This is a genomic window from Methanococcoides sp. NM1, assembly GCF_900774285.1.
Lineage (GTDB): Archaea > Halobacteriota > Methanosarcinia > Methanosarcinales > Methanosarcinaceae > Methanococcoides > Methanococcoides vulcani.
In genome coordinates this window covers 52,760-75,635 of record NZ_CAAGTW010000001.1, presented here as the reverse complement: position 1 = coordinate 75,635, position 22,876 = coordinate 52,760, and the positions used below count along the sequence as shown (strand labels likewise).

The window sequence follows — 22,876 nt, the reverse complement described above, 5'->3', positions numbered from 1 at the left end:
CCCCTATAACGTAACAATCTAATAAAGTCTAGCAATCTAATACTGTTCACATAATACCGGCCATATTAATATGTTTTACGGCATCTGTCGACTGGTGCAATAAATAGACAAAGTTCTTCGAATAACCATTTCAAACAAACAAGAGAATAGAAAGATAGGAGATCAACGATAGGTTCTCCTATTCATTGTATCCATTGCTTCATCTACCACAGTGATAACTTCGTTCATCTTCTTATCCATTGAACTTTCAATGCTCTGCACGTTTATGCGAAGAGACCGTTCCTTCTCATCCAGCGTCTTTTCGATCCTGCGAAGCCTTATGTCCACAGAAAGGATCATAGCAGCCAATGCACCTACCATGACAATAGCAGACAATATGATCAGAGAGTTTGCAGGACTATATTTGAACCTACCCAACCATTCATAGGTCAGCACAAAGGACGATACAACCATCACAAGTGAAAATACAATGTCCCGAGTATCCATCATTTTACCTCATTTACAAATGCTTGCAGCAATATTTTGCTGATGATACGTATTATAATTCTTACATACTATTAAATACTGTGCAGATATTTAGAATTCCAGAGAATTTTTGATATAAATGGAGTATTTATTGTGAGTTCTGAAAAAGACACATTAAGGGATTACGTGCCAATGTTCGTAATGGCCGGATTGATACTGGTGGTACAGTCCTTAGCACTTTTCCTGGCATCCCCTATGGAGGACCTGGGAATGAGGGCTGTGGAAAATCCCGAATCCACAGCAAATTCATTATACTATATCGGATTCATACTTGTATTCACGTTCCTGCTGCTTATGGCCATCAAAAGGAACATGAAATGGATCATACAGCTCACAATACTTCTTGCAGTGGCAGCAACCGTCTATTATGGATTTTATCCAATGTTCTTTATTCTCGGATTCAACGAGGCAATGAGCAATGCAATGGCAATTCCACTAGCAATCGCCCTGACAGCACTTCTATACAAGTTCCCTGAATGGTATGTTATCGATATCACAGGCATCATAGTAGGAGCAGCTGCAAGTTCCATTTTTGGAATATCCTTCGGGATAATCCCCGCCATAGTACTCCTGAGCCTGCTGGCAATATACGATGCCATTTCAGTCTACAAGACAAAACACATGATCGATCTTGCAGAAGGAGTTATGGACCTGAAACTGCCGATCCTGTTCGTCATCCCAAAGAAACTGAACTATTCTTTCATAAAAGACAGCCTTAAAGCAGAAGGTGAAAGGGATGCATTCTTCATGGGCCTTGGGGATGCAGTTATGCCCACAGTTCTTGTTGTATCAGCAAATGTTTTCATCGAGCACACCGGATTGATCTCACAGCCTGCTCTTGGAGCAATGATAGGAACAATTATAGGATTCTTTGCATTGACCATCTTCGTCATGAAAGGAAAACCACAGGCAGGATTACCATTCTTAAATGGAGGAGTTATCCTCGGATACATTGCAGGTGCTCTGCTTTCAGGAACACCGGTTTTGGGATAAGAAATAAAATTACGAAAAGTGATGTCAAATGTAAAAACGGACATCACTAATTGTTTTACGAATTGCTGTTACAGATCGTTACACATTTTATTCGTAATACCATCAATGACAATTAATCTTCATTGTTGACCTTACAGCCATTGCCGTTATTACCAGGAGCGATGTTACAGACATCACATTCCTCATCGCAATCAGGTTTCGAGCCATTGAACTCAAGATCAAGAGCCCTGGTACCTTCTGCGAGAACAGAGGCGTTTGACATTGCACCACCGATCAGGACAGCATCGAATATTTCTTCTTTTGTAAGACCGAGCCTGTGTGCCACACGTATGTGCATCTTCATGCAGTGATCACAGCGAATAGCCGAAGAGACACCGATACATATCAGTTCTATGGTTTTGGGATCAAGTCTTTCGAATTCCCTCATGATGGAATTGTCATACATCACTTTTGGTATCAGAAGGTCAGGCATATCCTTCATGAAGTTCAGGATATATGGGATCTCTCCATATCGTTCCCTGACACCTTCCAGTATCTCTGAAACCGCCTCATCAGGCTCCTTTTCCACGATCTCTCTGATCTTTTCGATCTCCATAATGACCCTCACTAATGTACAAAATTATTAAATTGTTGATCCTACCTCAGACCTGCGTTTGATCTTTATAAGGACATAGTCTTTCATCTTTGAAGAGGTAATGTTCGCAATATCCGAGAGCTTGAAGCCTTCATCGAACTCAATATTGCCAATAGCTTCGTGATATTCTTCAAAAGGCAACTTGACCCTCATGCCATCGAGCTGAAGTGTAATTGGTGCCGGCGTCAGAACATCATGGATATCAGGAACCTGCTCCTGTACTTCTTTCATCAGCCTTGCAGGAAGGACAACCAGCGGATCTTTTGATATCCTCTCCCTCTTGAGGTTTATGATCTCACCGACCTTTTCACTAAGCACGTCCATTGCATCAAGTTCAGGACCTTTTCTCATCCTGTGGGCAACCCTGCCAATGCCTCCCACATACATGTCAGCACCGGGAACATCCTCCGTCTTAAGGTCCGGTCCACCGGAAACCACTATGGGAATCTCGATTCCCTCAAAGAGTTTTGGCTTTTTGTTGATTATACAATCTTTGAAAGTACCGAAAGAGAACACAGCAACATCATGTTCGTTGATAAGTCTTCTTTCATAGTCTGCAGAAAGTGCTACCCTTCTTCCCATTCCCCTTGCAAGACCTATCATGTTGGTGTTCGCACCTCCACGACGCAGGTACTCCGCAACATCACATGCTGAATGTGGAAGATGATGTGAAGCAAGTGTCGGGGACACCACTGCGATCTCAGTACCTGTCAGAGGGGCAGAAGTAAGTGTACCCAGCAATTTCTTGCAAAGCTCCTCCACAAGAGGAACATCTTTTTTCGGGATAAGCATGACCAGGGTCACTTCTGTGGAAGCAGGTGTCTTTTGCACAAGATACCCACCAAGGTCTTCCAGAAGTTCAAGGATAAGGCTGTGTTTGTGGATACCGCCTTCATAGATATATGGTTCAAGCACTGCTGCCATTAACATCATCTCCTGTCAACTCTTCAAGCATTACGCGAGCCTCGTCTATCCATTCCTGTTGCATTGTATCCTCTGATGCCACAAATATGAACCTGCCATTATCAAGAGAGTGATAACGTATCCTGAAACCCTCAGGAGTGGAACGTATTGCCATATCCGCAAGTCTTTCACGAAGAGACTTTTCCGGATCATCCACAACAATATCACCGATGGAATCTTCGGCTGCCTTCAGATCATCAGAAATAACCTCGATCAGATTCCTCTGAGGTTGTATGACATTCGGTCTTCCAAATTTTGCCCATAGTTTTTCGAGGAATTGAGGGATCGTCTTCTCATCCGTTACAGTGATGATTACTTTTGATCCGGGTCTGTCAAGCTCGGTATCCGAGATCTCCCTGGCCTTTACGGGAGGAAGACCACGACGAAGGATGATCGCCATCATGAACAATGAATCCTCAGGCCTTATCCTCACTTTGATCCTGCCGATGGTCCTTACAAAAGCAAGTTCGGAGATAACATCCTTCATGATGCTTTCGTATGCTTTTGCCTCAGAAGGCTCTGCGGTCTCTACAATGAATATCTCAAGGGGTTCCATGAAGATCACCCCTTTACATAACCGGATGACAGAAGTGCTGCACCCACAGCACCGATAAGCTGTGAATGTGGAGGCACGAGCACATCGACCTTCAAAAGATCACCAAGGGCTTTGGGAACACCTGCAATGAGCGAAGAACCGCCCACAAGGATGAGGGGTTCCTTTACTTCAACTTCCTGAAGCTGCTGCTCAAATATCTGCTCGACCACACTATGGCAGGCTGCAGCAGCGACATCCTCGGGAATTGATCCTTTGGCAAGGGAATTAACAAGTGACTGGATACCGAAAACGATACAGTAACTGTTCATTTCCACATTCTTTTCCATACCCCTGACAGCAAGGTCACCAAGTTCTGTGATCTCAACACCAAGCCGCTTTGAGGTCATCTCAAGGAAGCGACCGGAAGCACCGGCACAGATCCCACCCATTGTGAACATGCCGGGAATGCCGTCCTGTACGGATATGGCCTTGTTGTCCATTCCGCCAATATCAATAACTGTTGCACTGCCCTGTTGCTTTTCTGCAAGATAGACAGCCCCTTTTGAGTTCACAGTGATCTCTTCCTGCACAAGATCAGCATTGAAATGCTCACCAATCAGGAAACGACCGTATCCGGTAGTACCTATTGCCTGAACATCCTCTTTCTTCAAACCTGCCTGGTCCAGTGCCTGCTGTAAAGCAGTATCCGCACTTTCAAGGACCTTGATGGTCGGGACCCAGCCCTCACCAATGATCTCATCGTCCTTCATAACAACTGCCTTAGTTGTGGTTGAACCGGAGTCGATCCCGGCAGTGATACCGACCTGATGTTCCCTTGCAAGGAGGTGCTTCCTTCTTGCAATAGTAGTAAGCGCTTCCAGACGGGTCAGGAGAGTAGCTGCCGTAGTGCGTTCCGTAAATGAATAACTGATAACAGGGAGGCCTGAACTCTGGAAGATATACCTGCGGATCTCATTCCTGACGATAGCAGCTTCTGCACAGCGGAAACATGATGTAACGAACACACCATCTACTTTAGATACGCCTTCAACTACTGCTTTTGCCCTTGCCATCATAAGCTTCAGGTCAGGACTTGCGACTTCCAGTCCAAATTCCATCCCTATTGTATCAAGTGATGCAACATCCATCTCAGGGTAGACCAGCTTTGCATTCAAGGTGCTTGCAGCACTTTCCAGCTCTTTCTGGACACCAGCGTACTCGCTTCCACATGAAACAAGTGCTATCAATACCGGATCTTTTTCACTCATTCATCATCACCACCGGATGGAAGGGATTTCAAAAACTCTGCTATATTATACACGAACGCCTTCCCTTCCTCTTCCGTGTGAGGATATTGTACTTCAAGAATCGGAATATCCTTCTCCCTTATGAGAAACTTCGTAAGCTCATTTGTACGTGCACATCCCATGCAGCCAAAGCTTATGGATGCATCACCAACAATGATACCAGCTTCCGCGACATCGATAAGCGGACCAATGATGGACATCCTGCCCCGAACCCCTGCCGGAACTTCTACCGCTGCATATTTCAGACCATGCTTTGGTCCCTCAGGAGTTATGTTCAAAGGAGGGGAATCCACACCCACGGTAGTGATCTTCTCGCGTATCTTCTCCATCATAGCAAGAGGCTCATGTCCAAATCTCTCGACCATGTCGGAAAGGATCAGGCTGTTTGTTGGATAAATGATAACTTTTGCCAAAATAACACCTCATAATTCTGAATCAATGATCTTCTTCAACTTCGATACATCCAGTTTTTCGGGAGCTTCCTTTGCTTCAAGCGGCTCGCCGGCATCATACTCATCCAGTGCTTTGCCGATCATTGGAAGCATGCTCACTTCTTCCCTCAGGAAATGGAAACCAGGTCTTGGGCCGCCGCCTCTTCCGGCACGACAGCGCACTTCCGCACCAGGCTTAAACCCCCTTTCCTTAACAAATATATGGTTACGGTCCATGGAGCGGAGAGTTTCCACAACCCTGTTAACAACATCTCTGGGACCATTCACCATTGTTCCGAAACAGGTCTCTTTGATGGTAATGGCATCCTCGGACTCATACACCTTCATAGCTGCATCCATTGGCAGGACGCTGTCAGAACTTATCACAACGATCTTAGTGATGTTATCCTCAGTATCTTCAGCCATTATTGATCACTTCCTGTATCTTCAATAACGTACATTACATCCCCGTCCTTTAAACCCTTAAGTTTTTCAGGCTCAAGAATGCGGCCTATGATATTTGTACTTGTGAACTTCTCACCTGTAGGACCGAACATGTCGTCATCCTCAAGCTTCACACCGACCATACCATGTCTTTTTGCTGCCTGGTTAGTAACACCAAGCTCACCAGCTACAACCTTATCCTGAGGAACGTTCTCAGGCAGGATCTCCTTGTATTTTTCAGCAGCTTTCTCTGCCTTGAAGATGTAAGTGTTCTCATATGTCATCCTTATAGGCAGTGCACCAACCGGTTTGAACTGGAGGTCAATGGCATGCCTGAAGAAATCAAGCGTCTTGGGAGCAAGTTCGTCATAAAGTTTAACGCTCACAAGCTTTGAATCCGGAACACCTACAGCTTCTACCGTTCCTTCCTTCAGAACATCAATAGTATGTGCAGGTTTCTGCTCAACGATAACAGCATCATCTTCAGTATAACCTTGCTTTACAAGCTCAATGCCAAGAGCTGAAAGCTTCTCTTCTGCTTCCTTAAAGGACAGGCCTAAGAGCCAGATAGGTTCAGGAGATGTCTTCACCATCAGCTTCTGGTCGGCCTCTGCCATCTGGACAAGCTCTATTCCATGAGAAAGATGTCCTACAACCGAATGCATGATGCTTGCAGGCCTGTCATCCCGGGCAATGAATACCTTTCCGTTTCCGTAACCCACGGTCCTGACCCATACCGAACCTCTTGTTCGTGGGTCGAAATTCTCAAATGTACACATCTCGCCATGCAATGAATGATCAGAAATAAAAGAACTTGAAACAAATTCCACATCAAAGGTGCCATCACGTGTCAACGCAAAGAAATGTTCTGCACCTTCGGGTGCTTCAGGGTGGATCTCGACCTCTATATAGGTGAAGATCCGGGAACCATCCTCGATGACCGTATTCAGGTCAGTGGTACATATGTGCTCACCGGTCTCTTCCCATTCCAGTACCGGCTCAATGTTAATTATGCTGTCACCACTGCCAAGCTCGGACAGGATGTTGATCCCGCTTACGACCTTTCCAAAAATACCATCATCAGGAGTACCATATTCCGAAGAATGGTCCTCCAGTGCAATTATCATGTGAGTGTTATCCGGATCAAGACCACCTGCTCCGAACACCACCTCATATTTGTTTAGTGATAATAAAGAATGTGTTGGTACAATATCAGCCTTGAAGGGACCAAATGCCACTGCATCCCTGGAATCCCATCGAACCTTTGTACCCTCATATTCGTTGAAATTATCTGCCCATACATCAGCAGATGATGAATCACCTTCCAGTTCTATCCTGAAGTCCCCTTTCGAGGTCTTCACAACATAATCTATTATAGCACCGCTTTTGCGACCTTCGTCCTTCTTAAGAATACCTATAGCGGTACCTTCCCCGTAAGGAGCTTCCGATGCTTTAATAGCATCCCCCAGAGTAGAACCCGGGAGCAATGCTACCTGATTATCATTGACCTCAACACTAATCTTGCCGCTCAGGAATATCGCCTCCACCACTTAATAGAGAAAGCTAAATCTTAAAGTTATGCTTCCTGAGCAACAGATACACGCTCTTCCTCTGTAAGCTTGGAAAGAACGTCATTGGGCTCACCAACAGCTATTATCTTAGCATCCCTCATTAGTGCAACGCGATCACATACCTCCTGCAGGAAATCCATATCGTGTGACACAATAACAAATGTGTCACCCATCTCATCACGTGCCTTAAGAATGGACTTTGTAACCTCGATCTTAGTTATCGGATCCATCGTACCTGTAGGTTCGTCCATCACAATAATGGTTGGCTCTTTCATAAGGATCTGTGCAAGAGCAACCCTGTGACTCTCACCCTCACTTATATCATCGGCCATCTTTGGCAGGATCGACTTTGCCTTCTCTTCAGAGAAACCGGTAGCAATAAGAGTCTTTATTGCCTTGCGCACTGCAAGCTCGTACGGGAGGTCGATACCAATAGACTCTGTCAGGTTATCAATAATGCTCCTGTGAGTGTAAAGTCCGTATTCCTGATGCAGGATACCCATGTATTTGGTAGCACGACCCCTGTTGTCAGGACCCGGGGTGGTCATGTCAACCCATTCATCACCCACACGCACGCGAATATCACCTTTTGTAGGTTGCACGATACCCATGAGGATCTCAGAGGTGGTTGTCTTTCCCGCACCACTGGTACCTGCAAGACCGAAGATCTCCCCTTCCTTTACATCAAAAGAGATGTCATTGACAGCATGTACGACACCCCTGGTAACAGAGATGTATTTCTTAACAAGGTTCTTGACATCGATTATAGGTTCACCAAGAACGATATTCTCGTTCTTTTCAATGTGTGAGACCATCTTCATGAACTCAGTGGAAACATCATGAGGATCACCCTCCATGACGACCACGCCATCTTCGAGGATGATGGCCTTATCTGCAAGCTCCTCGATAACCTCCGACCAGTGGGATGTAATGACCAGGGTCATGTCGTAAGCTTTAACAGCCCTTTCAATGACATCGTGAACAACATCTGCAGTCCTTGGGTCAAGGGTACCTGTAGGTTCATCAGCAAGAAGCAGCATGGGGTTTCTTACAAGTTGTCTTGCAAGCACTACCCTCTGTTTTTCCCCACCACTCAGGTCACGTGCAACATGCATCATACGATGGGACAATCGTACATCCTCAAGAAGCTCCATTGCCCTTGACATAGCATCATTACCACTGTAACCGATCTCGGTCAGAGAGTTCATCACGTTTGCGACAACCTGGTCATCACCATACAGTGCAAACGTACGCTGGAGCATGATAGCGATCCTTTTAGAAACGCTTCTACGTTCATGAGCATGAAGGGACAATGCAACAAAGTCCGCATCGAATGATTTCATCACGCCATCATTACAATGACGGCATTGCTCCCCGACCTTACTGGGAGGATCGATATGATCACATTTATCACATCGTGCCAGATGATAGATGATCGAACCGGAGATATTCTCATATTCCTCGGCTCCTCTCAAAGCGTGCATCAGGATAGTCTTTCCTGCACCGCTTCGACCTAGAATTCCAATGACTTCACCTTCATTGATGTTAAGATTGATGTTTTTCAGAACATTAACACCATCATAAGATATAGTAAGGTCTTTGACCTCAATGAACAATGACATTTGCTTTCCTCCGATATTGGCTGAGCGTAAGTACCTATTTGTTATATGATATTTTATGCTACTTAACAGATTTGTACTTTCTGTACAAAACCGCTAAAGTGTCGCTTATACTATGTTTGGATTTGAAATATTATTAAGAATTTATCCTTAACAGACATATCTGCATTACATAATGCAGTACATAAACATGACGCATCGGCATATCACCGTTAACATTCGAAAACAATATCAAACGAAGCAATAACGCATTCTGACAACAGTAAAAATTGCATTACAGAGAATCAACTATGCCCAAAACTTCCCCGATATCCCTGATCACCATATCTGCAGATCTCTCCAGTTTTTCAGGGCGTTCATCCCCCTGTTGAAGGGTTACAACGCCAATATCCGCAGCCCTTAAGGCAAGAATATCATTAAGGCCATCACCAACCATCATAACACTATCATATTTCTCTTTCAGGTCAAGGATGATACGTGCCTTTTCGCGGGTAGTGGCAATATCGTAAACTCGCTCCATAGGTATATCGATACATTCCGCAAGCTGCCTGAGATTTCGTCGGCTGTCACCTGATGCAATATAGACATCCACCCCTCGTGCTTTCAATTGACCGACAGTATCCTTAGTATCATGGAACATGCGACCTCCTGTACTTAGCACATATGGAACAGAGTGATCATTGCTGTCAACGATTATGCCTGCTGCCACATAGAATATTTTAGGGCAATGGACCTTCACCACATCGACCACCTGAAGGATATCTCCTACCTTAATATCACTATCCTTGATTATATCATAAGCTTCGTCCAAAGAAAAAGGAATGCTTGCACAACTGATATCGATAGCTATCCCATGATCATCAATAAAATCAATAACGCGCATATTGCGGTCAACACCAAGGATCACAGCCGGCTCCGTATGGAGCACTATCAGTGCACGACCTTTGCGCTGTGCAACCAGAGCAGTACTTTCCACACCTGTAATGATTCTCCCGCTGCCGATATCCTTTGCCACACGATACATGTGTAACAGAGTACCTGCACTATCGAAAACTACAGATATACTTTTTTGCATGTTGGTATGATCGACATAACCAATTATTAATCTTATGTTCTCAAAAAAGAAAAATGATTTTTTCAATCACTTATGATCACAATTTCAGAAGGATCTTCCACAATTATTTCAGGACTGCCTTTGTACTCAATTATCTTCCCGGTCACCAGCACATGCTTACCATCATAGTAAAGCTCAGGACTCTGCGGAAATCGGTCCCAATCATCCGACCAGATAACTACAGTAAAATACCCATCATACGGATCATGGAAATTGAGATAAATAATACCATTCCCATCATGCCTTGCCGTGCGGACCACAGTTCCCTCAACAGTTACTGTCTGCCCCACATATCTTCCTGCATCAAGATACGAGATAATGGTCTTTGCTGTTCCCTGAAAGGATTCTTCAGACCATAACCCTACGCCCTTTTCCCTTGCATAGGATTCTGATCCATCCAGCTGATCCTGATAGTATGTATCCGGCTCATAAGTTTTTGAAACCGCCAGTCCTGAAAGCACCAGATCATTGTTCACCATACTACCATCAAGCCAGACATATCTTAACAGACGTCCATATCGATCCGTATCGCTCACATCTGCTTCAAGTCTGACCGTCCTTCCAAAAAGATTATCGACCATATACTGCTTTGCTTCCTGATAATATGGCTCTCCTCTTTCAGGAGTATCCACCCCGATAAGACGGACCTTCTCACCAGTGGATATGACAAATGTATCCCCATCAATTACCTCCGTCACATTTGCAAAAGTGACAGTTCGCTCCGAAACTGCTTCATCAGGCCCAACGCACCCTGATAGTGAAAGGATAGAACTTAGGAGTAACAGGATAATAATGATCTTATGCATAGGGTGAAGATTTCATCAAGATATTTCAAGGTTTCCTGCATGATATGACCCTGCCGAAAATAGAAAAGGCAGAAACCATACCATTCAAAAATATGTGCATGCCGGAAGAAAATAGTTTACTATATATACAAGTTTAGCAAAGGAAATTGTTGTGTTATTAAGTGTCCTTTGATAAAACAACTTGATCCACAGGACGGTACCCAGATTGCAGGAACATGCTTTACCAAAAATACTGGTTGTCGATGATAATCAGAAGATCTTAGAACTGATGGAGGCATACCTGTTTCCTGACTATGAGGTGATAACTGCTTACAATGGACAAGAATCTCTTGATATTATCAAAAAAGAAGAGATAGACCTTGTTCTGCTAGACGTGATGATGCCTGATATGGAAGGATACGAAGTTTGCAATATACTGAAAAATGATCCCCACACCCAATTCATACCTGTAATAATAATATCCGCCCTTTCACACAGGAAAGATCGTATTAAAGGATTTGAAGCCGGTGCTGATGAGTTCCTCACAAAACCTGTTGATCAGCTGGAGCTCAAAACAAGGATCCGATCACTTCTGAAGATAAAGGAGCTTAATGAAAAGAACGAATATGAACGCAACCTTGCACACAATTACCTGGACATTGCCGGAGTTATGCTCACAGTCTTCGATACTGACCGAAAGATCCAGCTCATAAATAAGAAAGGATGTGAGATCATCGGTTGTAAAGATGATTCTTTGCTAGGAGAAGACTTTATTGAGACACTTGTACCGGAAAGGTACAGGGAAAAGGCAATTCAGAAATTTTACCAGTTCACTAGCGGAAATACAGAAGGTCCGGAAAGCTTCGAAACCCCACTACTGAGACTGGACGGAGAGGAGAGAAATATACAGTGGCACAACTCGCTCCTACATGGCAGAGGAGATGAGGTCATAGGTGTCTTATGCTCAGGCGAAGACATAACTGACAGGAAAAGAGCTGAAGAGGCACTGATCAAAGCAGAGGAGATCCACGAAAAAGAGATACATCATCGGATCAAGAACAATCTCCAGATCATTTCCAGCCTTCTTGACCTTGAGTCTTCCAAGTTCACGGATCCACAGGTGGTCAGAGCGTTCGAGAAAAGCAGGGATAGAGTGCATTCAATAGCAATTACCAATGAAGAAATTTACCGTTCAAAAGAGAGGGGTAAAGTAAATTTCCGCAATTATGTGCATGATGTGATAAATTACCTGTACCACATGAACAATCACCAGACCGAGTTCATAGATATGAATATCGAATCTGAAGATATTCTCATGAGCTTTGATAACGCAAGACATCTGGGGCTGATATTAAATGAACTTATCATGAACAGTTTCAAGTATGCTTTCCCGGATGGAAAAGGGACTATCTCCATTAGTTTCCGGCAATTTGACGATCAGTTCACCCTTGTGGTAGAAGATGACGGCATTGGATTTCCCGTAAAGGACATATCAAAAACAGATACACTTGGGCTGAAGCTGGTAAATGAACTTGCGGAACAGATCCAAGGTAACATCCGTATTGATGGAAGTTCAGGTACAAAGTATACAATTAACTTCCGGAATTTGTAACCTCCCAAAAAAGACATATCCTTTGAAAATAAAGTATAATGTAATAATGAACCTTGCAACGAATGAGAGCGTATGAACATCAGAACAACAATAATCACCATACTGCTCATAATCGCGCTTGTAACTCAGGGATCCGCCCTGTTAGGTGAAAAGGAATACCCTAAATTCTTAGAAGAACCATGGGACCATTCACCAATTACAATATACATAGATGAGCAGAACATACCACCCCATTACAGCCCTTCTTACCCGGCTACAGTAGTCAATGCCATGGAATATTGGGAGAAGGGGGGAAACGGGAAACTGAGCTATACCCCAGTTTTTGAACTTGTCAACACTTCCGATGCAGATATTTATGTCATGTGGGTGGAGAACATGGAAGAAGTCACCGGTGCAGAGAAAGGTGTTGCCGGTTTTTGCAGACCCATGATCGCTAATGGACGATACGTCCACGCAGACATCGTCCTGGAGGTTGGGGATTACAGAGGTTTTTCCTGGCAGCAATACGGCGATGCCAATATGGAGCAACTTGTCACCCATGAACTTGGTCATGCTCTTGGACTTGGGCATAGCAATGACATACGGGACATAATGTATCCTACCTATGAGCAAAGGGAGAATTTGAACCCCCTTCTTGTAGAAACTACCTATCCACTCATAGTCATATCCATATTAATAGCTATTGGGATCTCAGGATATCTTGGAATTGGATGGTTACGATATCACAAAAAAAGGCAGAGGCTTGAGAACGAACTTCTCAAAGAGATGAAGTGACCGTTTGGTTGTATAAAATTGAGCAGAACAATGACCAGGAGATGAAAAATGAAAGGATGCTCAATATGAGGGCAGGTTTTGATGGTGAAAATGACACACTGCCTGAAATGTTCTTTGGAAAGGATGCTATCGATAAGAAGGAGTTCGAGGGCGTTCTGTCTGATTATTACCACTTCCGGGACTGGCATCAAAATGGAAAGCCTTCAAAAAGAAAGCTTGAAGAACCCGGACTTTTAAAAGAAAATTGATCAAAGGAGCTATCGGAAGGACAGGATTATAAATTCTTTTGAAACATCCATCCATTTGAAAGGCTTTATACGTTAACTTCTTATACAGAACGTAGAATTATAAGCACAGATTTATCCATTAATAAAAAACTTGACGCTTTTTTACGAGTGACAGGAGGATCATAAATGAAACAGCAGGTAGAGGTTAAAGAACTTAAAGAAGGTAAGTATGTACTTGTCGATGATGAGCCATGTGTAATCAAAGGCATCACAAAATCAAAACCAGGTAAGCATGGTTCCGCAAAGGCAAGGATCGAGGTAATTGGTCTCTTCGACAATCAGAAGCGTTCCATTATAAGCTCAGTTTCCGCTAAGACATACGTACCTATCGTAGAACGTAAAACAGCACAGGTACTATCAATTTCAGGAGACATTGCTCAACTCATGGACATGGAAGATTACTCCACATTCGAACTTAAGATCCCTGAACAGTTCAAGGACAGGGTCGTTGAAGGCGGAGATATCACATACCTTACATCCATGGGCAAAATGAAGATCGACCTTAGATAAACCCCTTTTAAGGGATATTATGTTCTACCGGCCTGGCATGATGGATGCGCTGGCGGATTACGAATCTGCCGGATACGTCCTTTTTGGAGTACCATTTGATCGTACATCCTCATTTCGTGCCGGGAGCAGATGGGCTCCGGATGCTATGCGGAGTGCCTCTGCAAACTTTGAAAGTTATAATGCTTTTTTTGATATTGATCTTGCCGAACTTCCCATACACGATGCCGGGAACTTCGAGGCAGGAGTTCTGGTCGATGATGTGCTTAGTGAGCTATATCTGGATATCATCGGGATCACTGATGAAGGAAAGATACCCATAATGATGGGAGGAGAACACTCACTGACCCTGCCATGTGTCAAAGCCTGTGCGAAAAATGCAGAGGGCAACTTTGGAGTTGTCGTACTGGATGCACATTTTGACCTTCGCGACGAATTTGAAGGTGTGAAGTACAACCATGCCTGCGTGTCAAGACATATACTTGACGAGGTCACTGATAATTATGTGACCATAGGGGTACGAAGCGGCCCAAAGGAAGAATGGGAATTCGCAAAAGAGAACGACATCTGTTATTATACACCTGAAGATGTCAGCAACAAGGGACCTGATGTGCTTGTTCAGGAAATAAAGGAATATCTTGACTGCGACAGCATATACCTGTCACTGGACATGGATGTCCTTGATCCTTCATATGCGCCTGCACTGGGAACACCGGAACCATTCGGCCTTAGCTCTGTAGAGGTACGGGACATTGTCAGAGGACTAGCCCCCCTGTCAGCGGGTTTCGATGTAGTGGAGATCGCACCGGAATATGACAGCGGCCAAACCGCGATCCTCGGTGCAAAACTTATTCGCGAATTCATTGCTGCAAACGCTGCTTCAATGAACTGATCTTTCTTCATGGTTAAGTTTATACATACCCCCAACAATCATATGGACAGAGACCATGACAGAGGAAGTAATAGTAGTTTGCCCAATGTGTTCACCAAAGGAAGCAGTGGGACATGATGTTTTGAGACCAGGCCAGAACCCTGTAGTCCAATGCCACGAATGCGGAGCAGTGCATCCCGCTACCATCGAAGAAAAAAAGCCCGTTAAAGTTAAGGTTATCGTCAGCAAGGATGACGTTTCATTCACACTTCACACAAATATCGACGCCGGTGAAATGATCTATGTCGATGACGAACTTGTGGTAGATGATGAAGAAGCAGATGAGGTCTACCCGATCATCGTCACTGCGATAGAATCAGGCGGCCGCCGGTTAGACCGGGAGAAGATCGAGAATGTCGATGTTATATGGGGACGTGCCACAGATGAAGTTACCACAAAGATATCAATAAAGGTCCGCAACGGATCCACTTCTGTGGAAAAAAGAGTACCCGGAGAGTTTGAGTTCATTGTAGGCCAGAACTACAATGCTGAAAGGAAGGATTTTCACATAACCAAGATCAAGATCAGGGATGGAGGATTCCAGTCCCGTAAAGGAGATCGTGTTCCTGCTAAATATATCAAGCGTATCTTTGCTACCGAAGCACATAAAAGAGGATGGGGAGAGGCAAAGACTTCATGGAGTTCGAAGAGAGAAGAAAGATACTGATAGATTCCCTGACAATCAACGGGATCAGTGACAGAGTCCTTGACGCGATGATGCGCGTCCCAAGGCACCTTTTTGTACCGGAAAAACTGCAGGACTCTGCATATATGGACATGCCGCTTCCTATCGGGCATAACCAGACCATCTCAGCACCTCACATGGTCGCGATCATGTGTGAACTGCTGGACATTTCCAGTGGAATGAAGATCCTGGAAGTTGGGAGTGGTTCGGGTTACAATGCTGCTGTTATGGCAGAACTTGTAGGGGATGAAGGTCACATCTATACAGTGGAACGAATACCCGGACTGGCCGATTTTGCAGAACAGAACATCAAAAGAGCAGGATACAAGAATGTCACAGTTTTTCAGGATGATGGGTCCTGTGGCCTAGCTGAACATGCACCCTATGCCCGTATCAGTGTGACCTCTGCAGCACCGGACGTTCCACAGCCGCTTATTGATCAGCTGGCAACGGAAGGCACAATGGTGATCCCTGTTGGCAATGGCGAGCAGCAACTTGTAGTCGTGAGAAAGGACATGGAAGGCAATGTCAGCTACAAGGGTTGGGGGGGAGTTATTTTTGTACCTCTCATTGGGAAGTATGGATATTGAGGATTATATCAACAGACCATGCAATTCATAACGATTTTTTTATTGATTGACTTGATTGTGCCTTAAAGCTATATATGAGTGTCATACTATATACCAATATATAGAATGACGTGTCGATATAGGTGATTTTTATCGAAACCAGAAAGATACAGCAGACCGGCGGTTCCACATACATTGTATCCCTGCCAAAGAAATGGGCCGAACGTGCCGGAATTACAACCGGCTCACAGGTAACACTCCAACCGCAGCAAGATGGAACTCTCAATATTGCAGCCGAAGGAAGTACCCAGAACCCGAAAAAAAAGAATGTCATTGATGTTAATGGATGCGTAGGAGATGAACTGGTACGCCTCCTGATAGCGGCATACCTATCGGGCTCTGACATGATAGAGATAAGGGGCAACCGAATACAGGCTGAGCAGAAGAAGATCATAAGGAATGTCTGTTACAAGCTCATGGGCCCTGAGATCATCGAGGAGACCGCAAATTCTGTACTTATCCAGGACCTGCTGAACCCAAGTGAGGTTTCGATCAAGAAAAGTGTCAGACGGATGTTCCTTATTTCAAATTCAATGTTAAAGGATGCAATGCAGGCACTGAAAGATCAGGATATGGACCTTGCGCTTGATGTTATCGAACGTGATGACGAAGTGGACAGGCTTTTCCTGCTTATTTCGAAGCAGTTCAGGACGGTACTTCGGGGAAGCCGTCTTCCGGACACATCAGAAACTACAATTGACGAGTACCATGACCTGCGCCTTGCTGCAAGTTCGCTGGAACGTATCGCAGACCACGCACTCAAGATAGCAAAAACTGCATCCACACTGAATACACAGATCCCGGACAAGACCATGAAACTTATCGAAAGCTCCAGCACAACTTCGAGCAACATGGTGGAAGATGCCATAGATGCATTATACAACCAGAACACAGATCTTGCCAACCAGGTCATCGCAAAGGTCGATGGTACAAAAGCAAGGATCGATGAACTGAACGCATCGCTTCTTGAACTTGAATCTCCTGAAGCTATTGTGGCCCTGGGGACCGTAGCAGACAGTATCGACAGGATTGGGGAATACGGAGCAAATATTGCAGAATTGGCGATCAATCTGTCAATGGCAATTGTCCAGAAAAAATAATGATACAGTGAGATATTAAGATGTAAAAGGATCGAATTGAATTCAAGCGATTATTTATAAGGCATGAGTAATATCACTCATCATAGATTTGAATGGATGCCACGTTCTAAGTCGGAGGGATTTGATGGGCGTAATAAGATCTTTTAGGAAAAATTTTTCAAAATTCTTCAAAAAGCTGTTTAACAAAAAGAATGCAAGGATAGGAATATATGGCCCGCCTAATGCCGGAAAGACAACTCTTGCAAACAGGATAGTCAGGGACTGGACCGGTGACGCAATGGGTTCTGTTTCACACATTGCTCACGAAACACGTCGTGCAAGGCGTCGAGAAGGTGTGACCATACAGTCCAACGGCGGGTCCATCAGTCTGGATATCATTGACACCCCGGGTCTTGCTACTAAGATCGATTTCCATGAATTCATGGAACAGGGTATGAATGAAGCAGAATCCAAGAGAAGAGCAAAGGAAGCTACCGAAGGTGTTATTGAAGCTGTGAAATGGCTGGAGAACCTTGACGGAGTTATCCTTGTGATGGATGCTACGGAAGACCCTTACACACAGGTCAACGTAACTGTCATAGGCAACATGGAAGCAAGAAGTTTGCCATTGTTGATAGTTGCTAACAAGGTCGATCTGCCGGAATCATCCCCTACTACAATAAGGGAAGCATTCCCACAGCATCCAATGGTAGCAATATCAGCTCTTGAAGGAAAGAACATAGATACATTTTATGACGAGATCGCTAAGAGGTTTGGGTGATCGCAATGCAGGGAATTCAAATGGATCTGGTCTCGGAGGACAGGCTTGCAAGGATGCCGCCTGTTGAGAAGATCAGATTTATTCTAGACGAGGTCAAGAGTGGCAAGATCCTTGTTCTTGAGAAAGGACTTACCCCGGAGGAGGAGGCAACTCTTATCGAAATGACCATGACACAGATCCAGCCGGATGATTTTGCAGGTATTGAAATGGAGAGCTACCCTTCACAGACAGATAGCTCATTGATCGGAAAGCTGTTCAAGAAGAACGTAGTACGCACCCGGCTTACTGTAATTGGTCCTGCAAATAAGTTAAAAACACTGAAAAAAGATCGCGACATGATAAGTGCGATTCTGTCAAACAAATAACCGTGTGGTACATTAATGGAAAACTCTTACGATAGATCCAGGACCAACGTCCCGGTACATTCCCTTTCATCCTATGAGATGGGAAGTGATGACGTGAACGTGGTCTGCACTTATGGTAAGATATCGGTATGGTTTGGCCGTCAGACCCCTGATGTCGTAGTAGGCCAGACCCTTATTGCCATCTCAAAAGTAGATAAATCAGCAGTTTACGAAACCGAGCTTATATGTGATTTTGATTCCATAACCAACTATGAAAGCAATGGATATGTGCTGGTATCATATGCTAAAGCAGATAATGGATATCGCGCCATGTTCAATGTGCCATTCCATAGCAACAAAGCACTGTTCCATCTGGCAGAGAATATTATCGAAGAACTGAAGACCGATGATGCCAGCCTGGACATCTACTGGAACGGCGACGATTCGGACATTACCAAGCTCTCAGATGAATTCAGAAAGATAGAAGGATGGGGCATAAAAGAAATTATATACAAAGACTAAGATAAGCGCTGATACTTGCCCTGAAATATGGGAGGAATGATAGTTAATGAAAGACATATCTTCAACAAAGTGTGAACAGTTGATCTCATCCATTGAGCTTATGGCACATCATCTCGAAAGTGTTGCCAGTAGCCTTGACAAGGAAGACATCAGACAGATGATAGCAAACATCCTGGAAGCCGACAGCATCTTTGTCATGGGTGCAGGTCGTTCCGGTCTCGTAGGAAAAGCATTCGCAATGCGCCTGATGCACCTTGGCCTTAGATCCTATGTGGTTGGAGAATCAACTACTCCTGCAGTCCGTAAAGGAGATACAGTAATTGCAATCTCAGGATCAGGAGAAACAAGATCGATCTCAGACCTTGGCAGGATCACAAAAGAGATCGGAGCGACACTTATCACAGTAACATCAAATAAGAACTCGACACTTGGCAATCTTTCTGACACCACCGTGGAGATCAAAGGAAGAACAAAGGACGATGTTGGAGGCTACCTCGAAAGGCATATGCGTGGAGAATACTCACACCTCACACCTCTTGGAACATCCTTTGAGATATCATCTGCTGTTTTCCTGGATGCGCTGGTAGCAGAACTTATCTCAATTACCGGAGCTTCCGAGGACGACCTGAAATCACGTCACGCCAAACTTGAGTGAAGAGGACTTACCATGAGTTCCAAAGAATTTGCACAAAGGGTTCTCGATGTGGATATCTCCGGCATCAGGAAGATGTTCGAAGCTGCCGGATCAGATGCTATCAACCTTGGCCTTGGCCAGCCCGATTTTGACACACCTGCACATATAAGGCAGGCAGCCATCGATGCTATTAATGAGGGCTTTACAGGATATACCTACGGATCAGGTATTGTAGAGTTAAGAGAAGCATTAAGCTGCAAGTTCGAACGGGACAATGGGTTTGAGGTCAGCCCGGACGGCATCATAGTTACATCCGGAGCATCTGAAGCACTCGAGATAGCTCTTGCAGCACTTGTCAACCCCGGTGACGAGGTCATGATCGCAGATCCGGGATTTGTATCCTACAATGCACTAACGGGATTCATGGGAGGAAAGGTGGTCGGAGTTCCACTCGGGGAAGACCTGACCATGAGACCGGAGGACGTTCTTGAGAGGATCACTCCGAAAACAAAAGCAATTATCGTTAACTCCCCATGCAATCCTACCGGCGGAGTACTTTCAAAGGCCGACATAACGGCTTATGCAGATATTGCAGACGACCATAATGTAACTCTCATTTCTGACGAGGTCTATGAGTACTTCATCTATGAAGGGGAACACGTCAGTCCTGCACAGTTCACTGATAATGTTATCACCATCAATGCAGTTTCCAAGACATACTCCATGACCGGATGGCGAGTAGGTTATACCGCTGCCAATCAGGAGTATACGGAACAGATGCTGAAAGTTCACCAGTACGTACAGGCATGTGCCAACTCAATTGCACAAAAAGCTGCACTTGCAGCCATCACCGGACCACAGGACTCGGTATTTGAAATGCGTGATGAGTTCAAAAGGCGCCGGGACGTACTTGTTAAAGGTGTTAATGAGCTTGGGATGGAATGTGAAACACCAAAAGGTGCATTTTACATGTTCCCAAAGGTGGATGACAGTGCGGAAGTTGCTGCAAAACTGATATCAAACGGTGTTGTAGTAGTACCGGGAACTGCCTTTGGACAGAACGGTGACGGTTATATAAGGATCTCTTATGCAACATCCATGGAGGATATCAACAGGGCACTTGAGATCATGAAAAAAGTGCTTTGATCAGTCAAAGATAGACTGATCCTCTTCATTTTCTTTTTTGTTCTCGTCGATCATTTCGACAAGTATGTCTACGATGGAATCAATGTTCTCACCGGTAGCGGTGGACATATTCATGTCTACAAATTCCGGCATATCAAATCTTGGATGATCAGATTTATTTGCCACCACATAGATCGGGAGGTCAAAGTTCTGGACAACTTCATCAAGCAAGCGCTTCTGATCTTCTATCTCATAGCCACAGGTCTCACTTGCATCAAGGATAAAGAGCACAACAGCATCCAGGTATTTTATGGCAGTTACTGCCTGCCTTTCAACATCATTGCGTTCAGACATAGGTCTGTCCAGAAGACCAGGTGTATCGATCACCTGATACCGTTCAAGACCTCGCATGAAATGACCGATCAGAACACCTTTAGTAGTGAAAGGATAGGATGCAACTTCTGGACTTGCACCGGTGACCATTGAAACAAAGCTGGATTTTCCCACGTTCGGATAGCCGGCCACAACAATGGTAGGCTCATCGCGCACATCAGGAAGCTTTCTTAGCAAATTGCGGGCTTCATTCAGGAAAATGAGATGCTTACTCACAGTTGACATGATAGATGCCATACGGCCAAACGCCTCTTTACGTGTTGCAACAGGATCCTTGCTACTACGGATCTTACCAACATACTCCCTGGAGATGTCATGAAGCTTGTTACTTGCCCAGTCAACCGAGCCAAGAGCTAACCGGAGATCATCAACACCGACCACTATATCAGCGAGCTGATAATAGAAATCAGGAAGATCATCAAAATTCGGGAAACGCCTGACAATGTTCGACAGGTTGTCAGAGAGAATGTTACCGGATGTCATGATCATTGATTCGTGCGCCCTCATGCCACTGTCCTTGTCCCTTATGGTCTTGCCTGCTTTTGCACGCGTAGCTCTTCGAAATGCCTTGTCTATAAGCTCATCCGAAGTCGGGACAGTATGGATCTTCTCAAATATCATGATATTTACCTTTATATTCAGGCTCAAACTCTCATAAGCTATATATTTTTGTTCCTTGAGATGTATTTTTCATTATCATCCGTTTCAAATCCTACAACATGTATATATACTTCTTTTGAGTAAGTTTATCGGAAGAAAACGGTGATCTCATGGAACTTACACCTATTCAAAAAGAGATAATTATCGAATTGATCAACCTTCAACGTCAGAAGGACTCAGCAGTAAAGGGCGAAGAGATCGCTGAGCTTATAGACAGGAATCCCGGCACCGTAAGGAACCAGATGCAATCACTCAAAATGCTGGGACTCGTCGAAGGTGTACCCGGTCCAAAAGGCGGTTATCGTGCTACAGGTGCAGCATATGAAGCACTGAATGTTGTAACCATGGACAAGGAAGCCGAAGTTCCACTATACAGAAATGAGGATATTGTCAAAGGAGCTACTGTTGCGGAGATCAGTTTTACAACGGTCAGGCATCCTGAAATGTGCAGCGGCAGACTAAAAGTGCTCGGAAATATCAAGGAATTCATCGGAGGGGACCGTGTCCAGGTAGGACCTACACCTGTAAACCGTCTGATAGTAAGGGGTGAGGTAGTTGGACGTGATGATACAGAAAATCTGTTACTGTTCAAGATCACCGAAATGGTATCCCTGCCAAAGAAATCTGTTAAACATTATATAAAGAAAGATACGATCTCTGTCGATGCAAACGCAAGCATTCAGGAAGCAGCACGCGTATTTATCAAAAATAAGGTCCATGGTGCTCCGGTAGAAGAGCATGGAAGGATCGTAGGCATAGCAACTTTTATGGATATCGGGGAAACTCTTGCAAGTGGCAAGATCAACCTCAAAGTAAAGGATATCATGACAAAGAGCATCATCACGATAGACGGTGAATCGTCCCTTAGTGATGCTGTGAAAATGTTCGATGATCACAACATCGGCAGGCTAATTGTTACAGTTGAGGGAATTCCAAAAGGAATGATCTCAAAAACAGACGTATTGCATGAACTGGTCGTATACTGATACGAC

27 protein-coding genes are annotated in these 22,876 nt (G+C 44.5%); 15 read left to right on the top strand and 12 right to left on the bottom strand.

All coding sequences use genetic code 11. The features are described from left to right. Positions 1 to 162: 162 nt before the first annotated feature. The gene (locus tag E7X56_RS00420; RefSeq protein ID WP_371413325.1) at positions 163 to 489 is read right to left on the bottom strand and encodes a hypothetical protein; all 327 of its coding nucleotides are present in this window, start codon (positions 487 to 489) and stop codon (positions 163 to 165) included. Positions 490 to 618: 129 nt separating this feature from the next. On the opposite strand from E7X56_RS00420, the gene E7X56_RS00415 reads away from it, so the two are divergent. Continuing rightward, complete coding sequence (locus E7X56_RS00415) at positions 619 to 1,518, top strand: presenilin family intramembrane aspartyl protease PSH (RefSeq protein WP_135603769.1); 900 nt, start codon at positions 619 to 621, stop codon at positions 1,516 to 1,518. 112 nt (positions 1,519 to 1,630) lie between these two features. Here the strand turns inward: E7X56_RS00415 and E7X56_RS00410 are convergent, their stop codons facing one another. The 10 genes from E7X56_RS00410 to E7X56_RS00365 all read right to left on the bottom strand — a co-directional run bounded on the left by E7X56_RS00410 (position 1,631) and on the right by E7X56_RS00365 (position 10,942). Further along, entirely contained in the window at positions 1,631 to 2,113 is a 483-nt protein-coding gene (locus tag E7X56_RS00410; RefSeq protein WP_135603767.1) for a carboxymuconolactone decarboxylase family protein, read from the bottom strand. A gap of 27 nt (positions 2,114 to 2,140) precedes the next feature. Further along, the gene (locus E7X56_RS00405) at positions 2,141 to 3,076 is read right to left on the bottom strand and encodes a methanogenesis marker 7 protein (protein WP_135603765.1); all 936 of its coding nucleotides are present in this window, start codon (positions 3,074 to 3,076) and stop codon (positions 2,141 to 2,143) included. Continuing rightward, positions 3,060 to 3,671 carry a methanogenesis marker 17 protein gene (locus E7X56_RS00400; protein WP_135603755.1) on the bottom strand — a complete coding sequence of 204 codons (612 nt, stop codon included), beginning with the start codon at positions 3,669 to 3,671 and terminating at the stop codon, positions 3,060 to 3,062. The genes E7X56_RS00405 and E7X56_RS00400 overlap by 17 nt, the downstream gene beginning before the upstream one ends. Positions 3,672 to 3,676: 5 nt before the next feature. Continuing rightward, positions 3,677 to 4,918 (bottom strand): methanogenesis marker 15 protein, encoded by a 1,242-nt coding sequence (locus tag E7X56_RS00395; RefSeq protein WP_135603753.1) that lies wholly within the window; start codon positions 4,916 to 4,918, stop codon positions 3,677 to 3,679. Continuing rightward, positions 4,915 to 5,370 (bottom strand): methanogenesis marker 5 protein, encoded by a 456-nt coding sequence (locus tag E7X56_RS00390; protein WP_135603751.1) that lies wholly within the window; start codon positions 5,368 to 5,370, stop codon positions 4,915 to 4,917. The genes E7X56_RS00395 and E7X56_RS00390 overlap by 4 nt, the downstream gene beginning before the upstream one ends. A gap of 9 nt (positions 5,371 to 5,379) precedes the next feature. Beyond that, positions 5,380 to 5,814, bottom strand: a complete 435-nt coding sequence (locus tag E7X56_RS00385) for a methanogenesis marker 6 protein (RefSeq protein WP_135603749.1) — start codon at positions 5,812 to 5,814, stop codon at positions 5,380 to 5,382. Then, positions 5,814 to 7,379 carry a methanogenesis marker 3 protein gene (locus E7X56_RS00380; protein ID WP_135604284.1) on the bottom strand — a complete coding sequence of 522 codons (1,566 nt, stop codon included), beginning with the start codon at positions 7,377 to 7,379 and terminating at the stop codon, positions 5,814 to 5,816. Before E7X56_RS00380 ends, E7X56_RS00385 begins: the two co-directional genes overlap by 1 nt. Positions 7,380 to 7,408: 29 nt before the next feature. Next, the gene (gene atwA, locus E7X56_RS00375) at positions 7,409 to 9,025 is read right to left on the bottom strand and encodes a methyl coenzyme M reductase system, component A2 (protein WP_135603747.1); all 1,617 of its coding nucleotides are present in this window, start codon (positions 9,023 to 9,025) and stop codon (positions 7,409 to 7,411) included. Positions 9,026 to 9,296: 271 nt separating this feature from the next. Then, complete coding sequence (locus E7X56_RS00370; protein WP_135603745.1) at positions 9,297 to 10,097, bottom strand: HAD family hydrolase; 801 nt, start codon at positions 10,095 to 10,097, stop codon at positions 9,297 to 9,299. Positions 10,098 to 10,159: 62 nt separating this feature from the next. Then, on the bottom strand, positions 10,160 to 10,942 hold the full coding sequence (locus tag E7X56_RS00365; protein WP_135603743.1) for a thermonuclease family protein: 783 nt from the start codon (positions 10,940 to 10,942) through the stop codon (positions 10,160 to 10,162). A gap of 181 nt (positions 10,943 to 11,123) precedes the next feature. Between E7X56_RS00365 and E7X56_RS00360 the strand changes: the two genes are divergently transcribed. The 13 genes from E7X56_RS00360 to E7X56_RS00300 all read left to right on the top strand — a co-directional run bounded on the left by E7X56_RS00360 (position 11,124) and on the right by E7X56_RS00300 (position 20,852). Then, entirely contained in the window at positions 11,124 to 12,533 is a 1,410-nt protein-coding gene (locus tag E7X56_RS00360) for a response regulator (protein ID WP_135603741.1), read from the top strand. A gap of 72 nt (positions 12,534 to 12,605) precedes the next feature. Then, the gene (locus E7X56_RS00355; RefSeq protein WP_135603739.1) at positions 12,606 to 13,307 is read left to right on the top strand and encodes a matrixin family metalloprotease; all 702 of its coding nucleotides are present in this window, start codon (positions 12,606 to 12,608) and stop codon (positions 13,305 to 13,307) included. An 8-nt stretch (positions 13,308 to 13,315) separates the two neighbouring features. Continuing rightward, positions 13,316 to 13,555, top strand: coding sequence for an aldehyde ferredoxin oxidoreductase C-terminal domain-containing protein (locus tag E7X56_RS00350; protein ID WP_135603737.1), 240 nt, complete (start codon positions 13,316 to 13,318; stop codon positions 13,553 to 13,555). 165 nt (positions 13,556 to 13,720) lie between these two features. Further along, positions 13,721 to 14,104 (top strand): translation initiation factor IF-5A, encoded by a 384-nt coding sequence (locus E7X56_RS00345; protein ID WP_135603735.1) that lies wholly within the window; start codon positions 13,721 to 13,723, stop codon positions 14,102 to 14,104. Positions 14,105 to 14,123: 19 nt separating this feature from the next. After that, positions 14,124 to 14,993 carry an agmatinase gene (gene speB / locus E7X56_RS00340; protein WP_135603733.1) on the top strand — a complete coding sequence of 290 codons (870 nt, stop codon included), beginning with the start codon at positions 14,124 to 14,126 and terminating at the stop codon, positions 14,991 to 14,993. Positions 14,994 to 15,048: 55 nt separating this feature from the next. After that, positions 15,049 to 15,699: an HVO_0476 family zinc finger protein gene (locus E7X56_RS00335; RefSeq protein WP_135603731.1), complete on the top strand. Its 651-nt coding sequence runs from the start codon at positions 15,049 to 15,051 to the stop codon at positions 15,697 to 15,699. Beyond that, complete coding sequence (locus tag E7X56_RS00330) at positions 15,669 to 16,307, top strand: protein-L-isoaspartate O-methyltransferase (RefSeq protein ID WP_135603727.1); 639 nt, start codon at positions 15,669 to 15,671, stop codon at positions 16,305 to 16,307. The genes E7X56_RS00335 and E7X56_RS00330 overlap by 31 nt, the downstream gene beginning before the upstream one ends. A gap of 122 nt (positions 16,308 to 16,429) precedes the next feature. Next, positions 16,430 to 17,446, top strand: coding sequence for a PhoU domain-containing protein (locus E7X56_RS00325; protein WP_371413323.1), 1,017 nt, complete (start codon positions 16,430 to 16,432; stop codon positions 17,444 to 17,446). Between the two features lie 124 nt (positions 17,447 to 17,570). Continuing rightward, positions 17,571 to 18,206 carry an Era-like GTP-binding protein gene (locus E7X56_RS00320; RefSeq protein WP_135603725.1) on the top strand — a complete coding sequence of 212 codons (636 nt, stop codon included), beginning with the start codon at positions 17,571 to 17,573 and terminating at the stop codon, positions 18,204 to 18,206. 5 nt (positions 18,207 to 18,211) lie between these two features. Beyond that, positions 18,212 to 18,571: a DUF2073 domain-containing protein gene (locus tag E7X56_RS00315; protein ID WP_135603723.1), complete on the top strand. Its 360-nt coding sequence runs from the start codon at positions 18,212 to 18,214 to the stop codon at positions 18,569 to 18,571. 15 nt (positions 18,572 to 18,586) lie between these two features. After that, positions 18,587 to 19,072 (top strand): hypothetical protein, encoded by a 486-nt coding sequence (locus E7X56_RS00310; protein WP_135603722.1) that lies wholly within the window; start codon positions 18,587 to 18,589, stop codon positions 19,070 to 19,072. 46 nt (positions 19,073 to 19,118) lie between these two features. Further along, complete coding sequence (gene hxlB / locus E7X56_RS00305; protein ID WP_135603720.1) at positions 19,119 to 19,727, top strand: 6-phospho-3-hexuloisomerase; 609 nt, start codon at positions 19,119 to 19,121, stop codon at positions 19,725 to 19,727. 12 nt (positions 19,728 to 19,739) lie between these two features. Then, entirely contained in the window at positions 19,740 to 20,852 is a 1,113-nt protein-coding gene (locus tag E7X56_RS00300; RefSeq protein WP_135603718.1) for a pyridoxal phosphate-dependent aminotransferase, read from the top strand. Here the strand turns inward: E7X56_RS00300 and E7X56_RS00295 are convergent, their stop codons facing one another. After that, positions 20,853 to 21,845, bottom strand: coding sequence for an NOG1 family protein (locus E7X56_RS00295; RefSeq protein WP_210409214.1), 993 nt, complete (start codon positions 21,843 to 21,845; stop codon positions 20,853 to 20,855). Positions 21,846 to 21,994: 149 nt separating this feature from the next. Here E7X56_RS00295 and E7X56_RS00290 point away from each other — a divergent pair, with 149 nt between their 5' ends. After that, complete coding sequence (locus tag E7X56_RS00290; protein WP_135603716.1) at positions 21,995 to 22,870, top strand: CBS domain-containing protein; 876 nt, start codon at positions 21,995 to 21,997, stop codon at positions 22,868 to 22,870. The last annotated feature ends 6 nt before the right edge of the window (positions 22,871 to 22,876 follow it).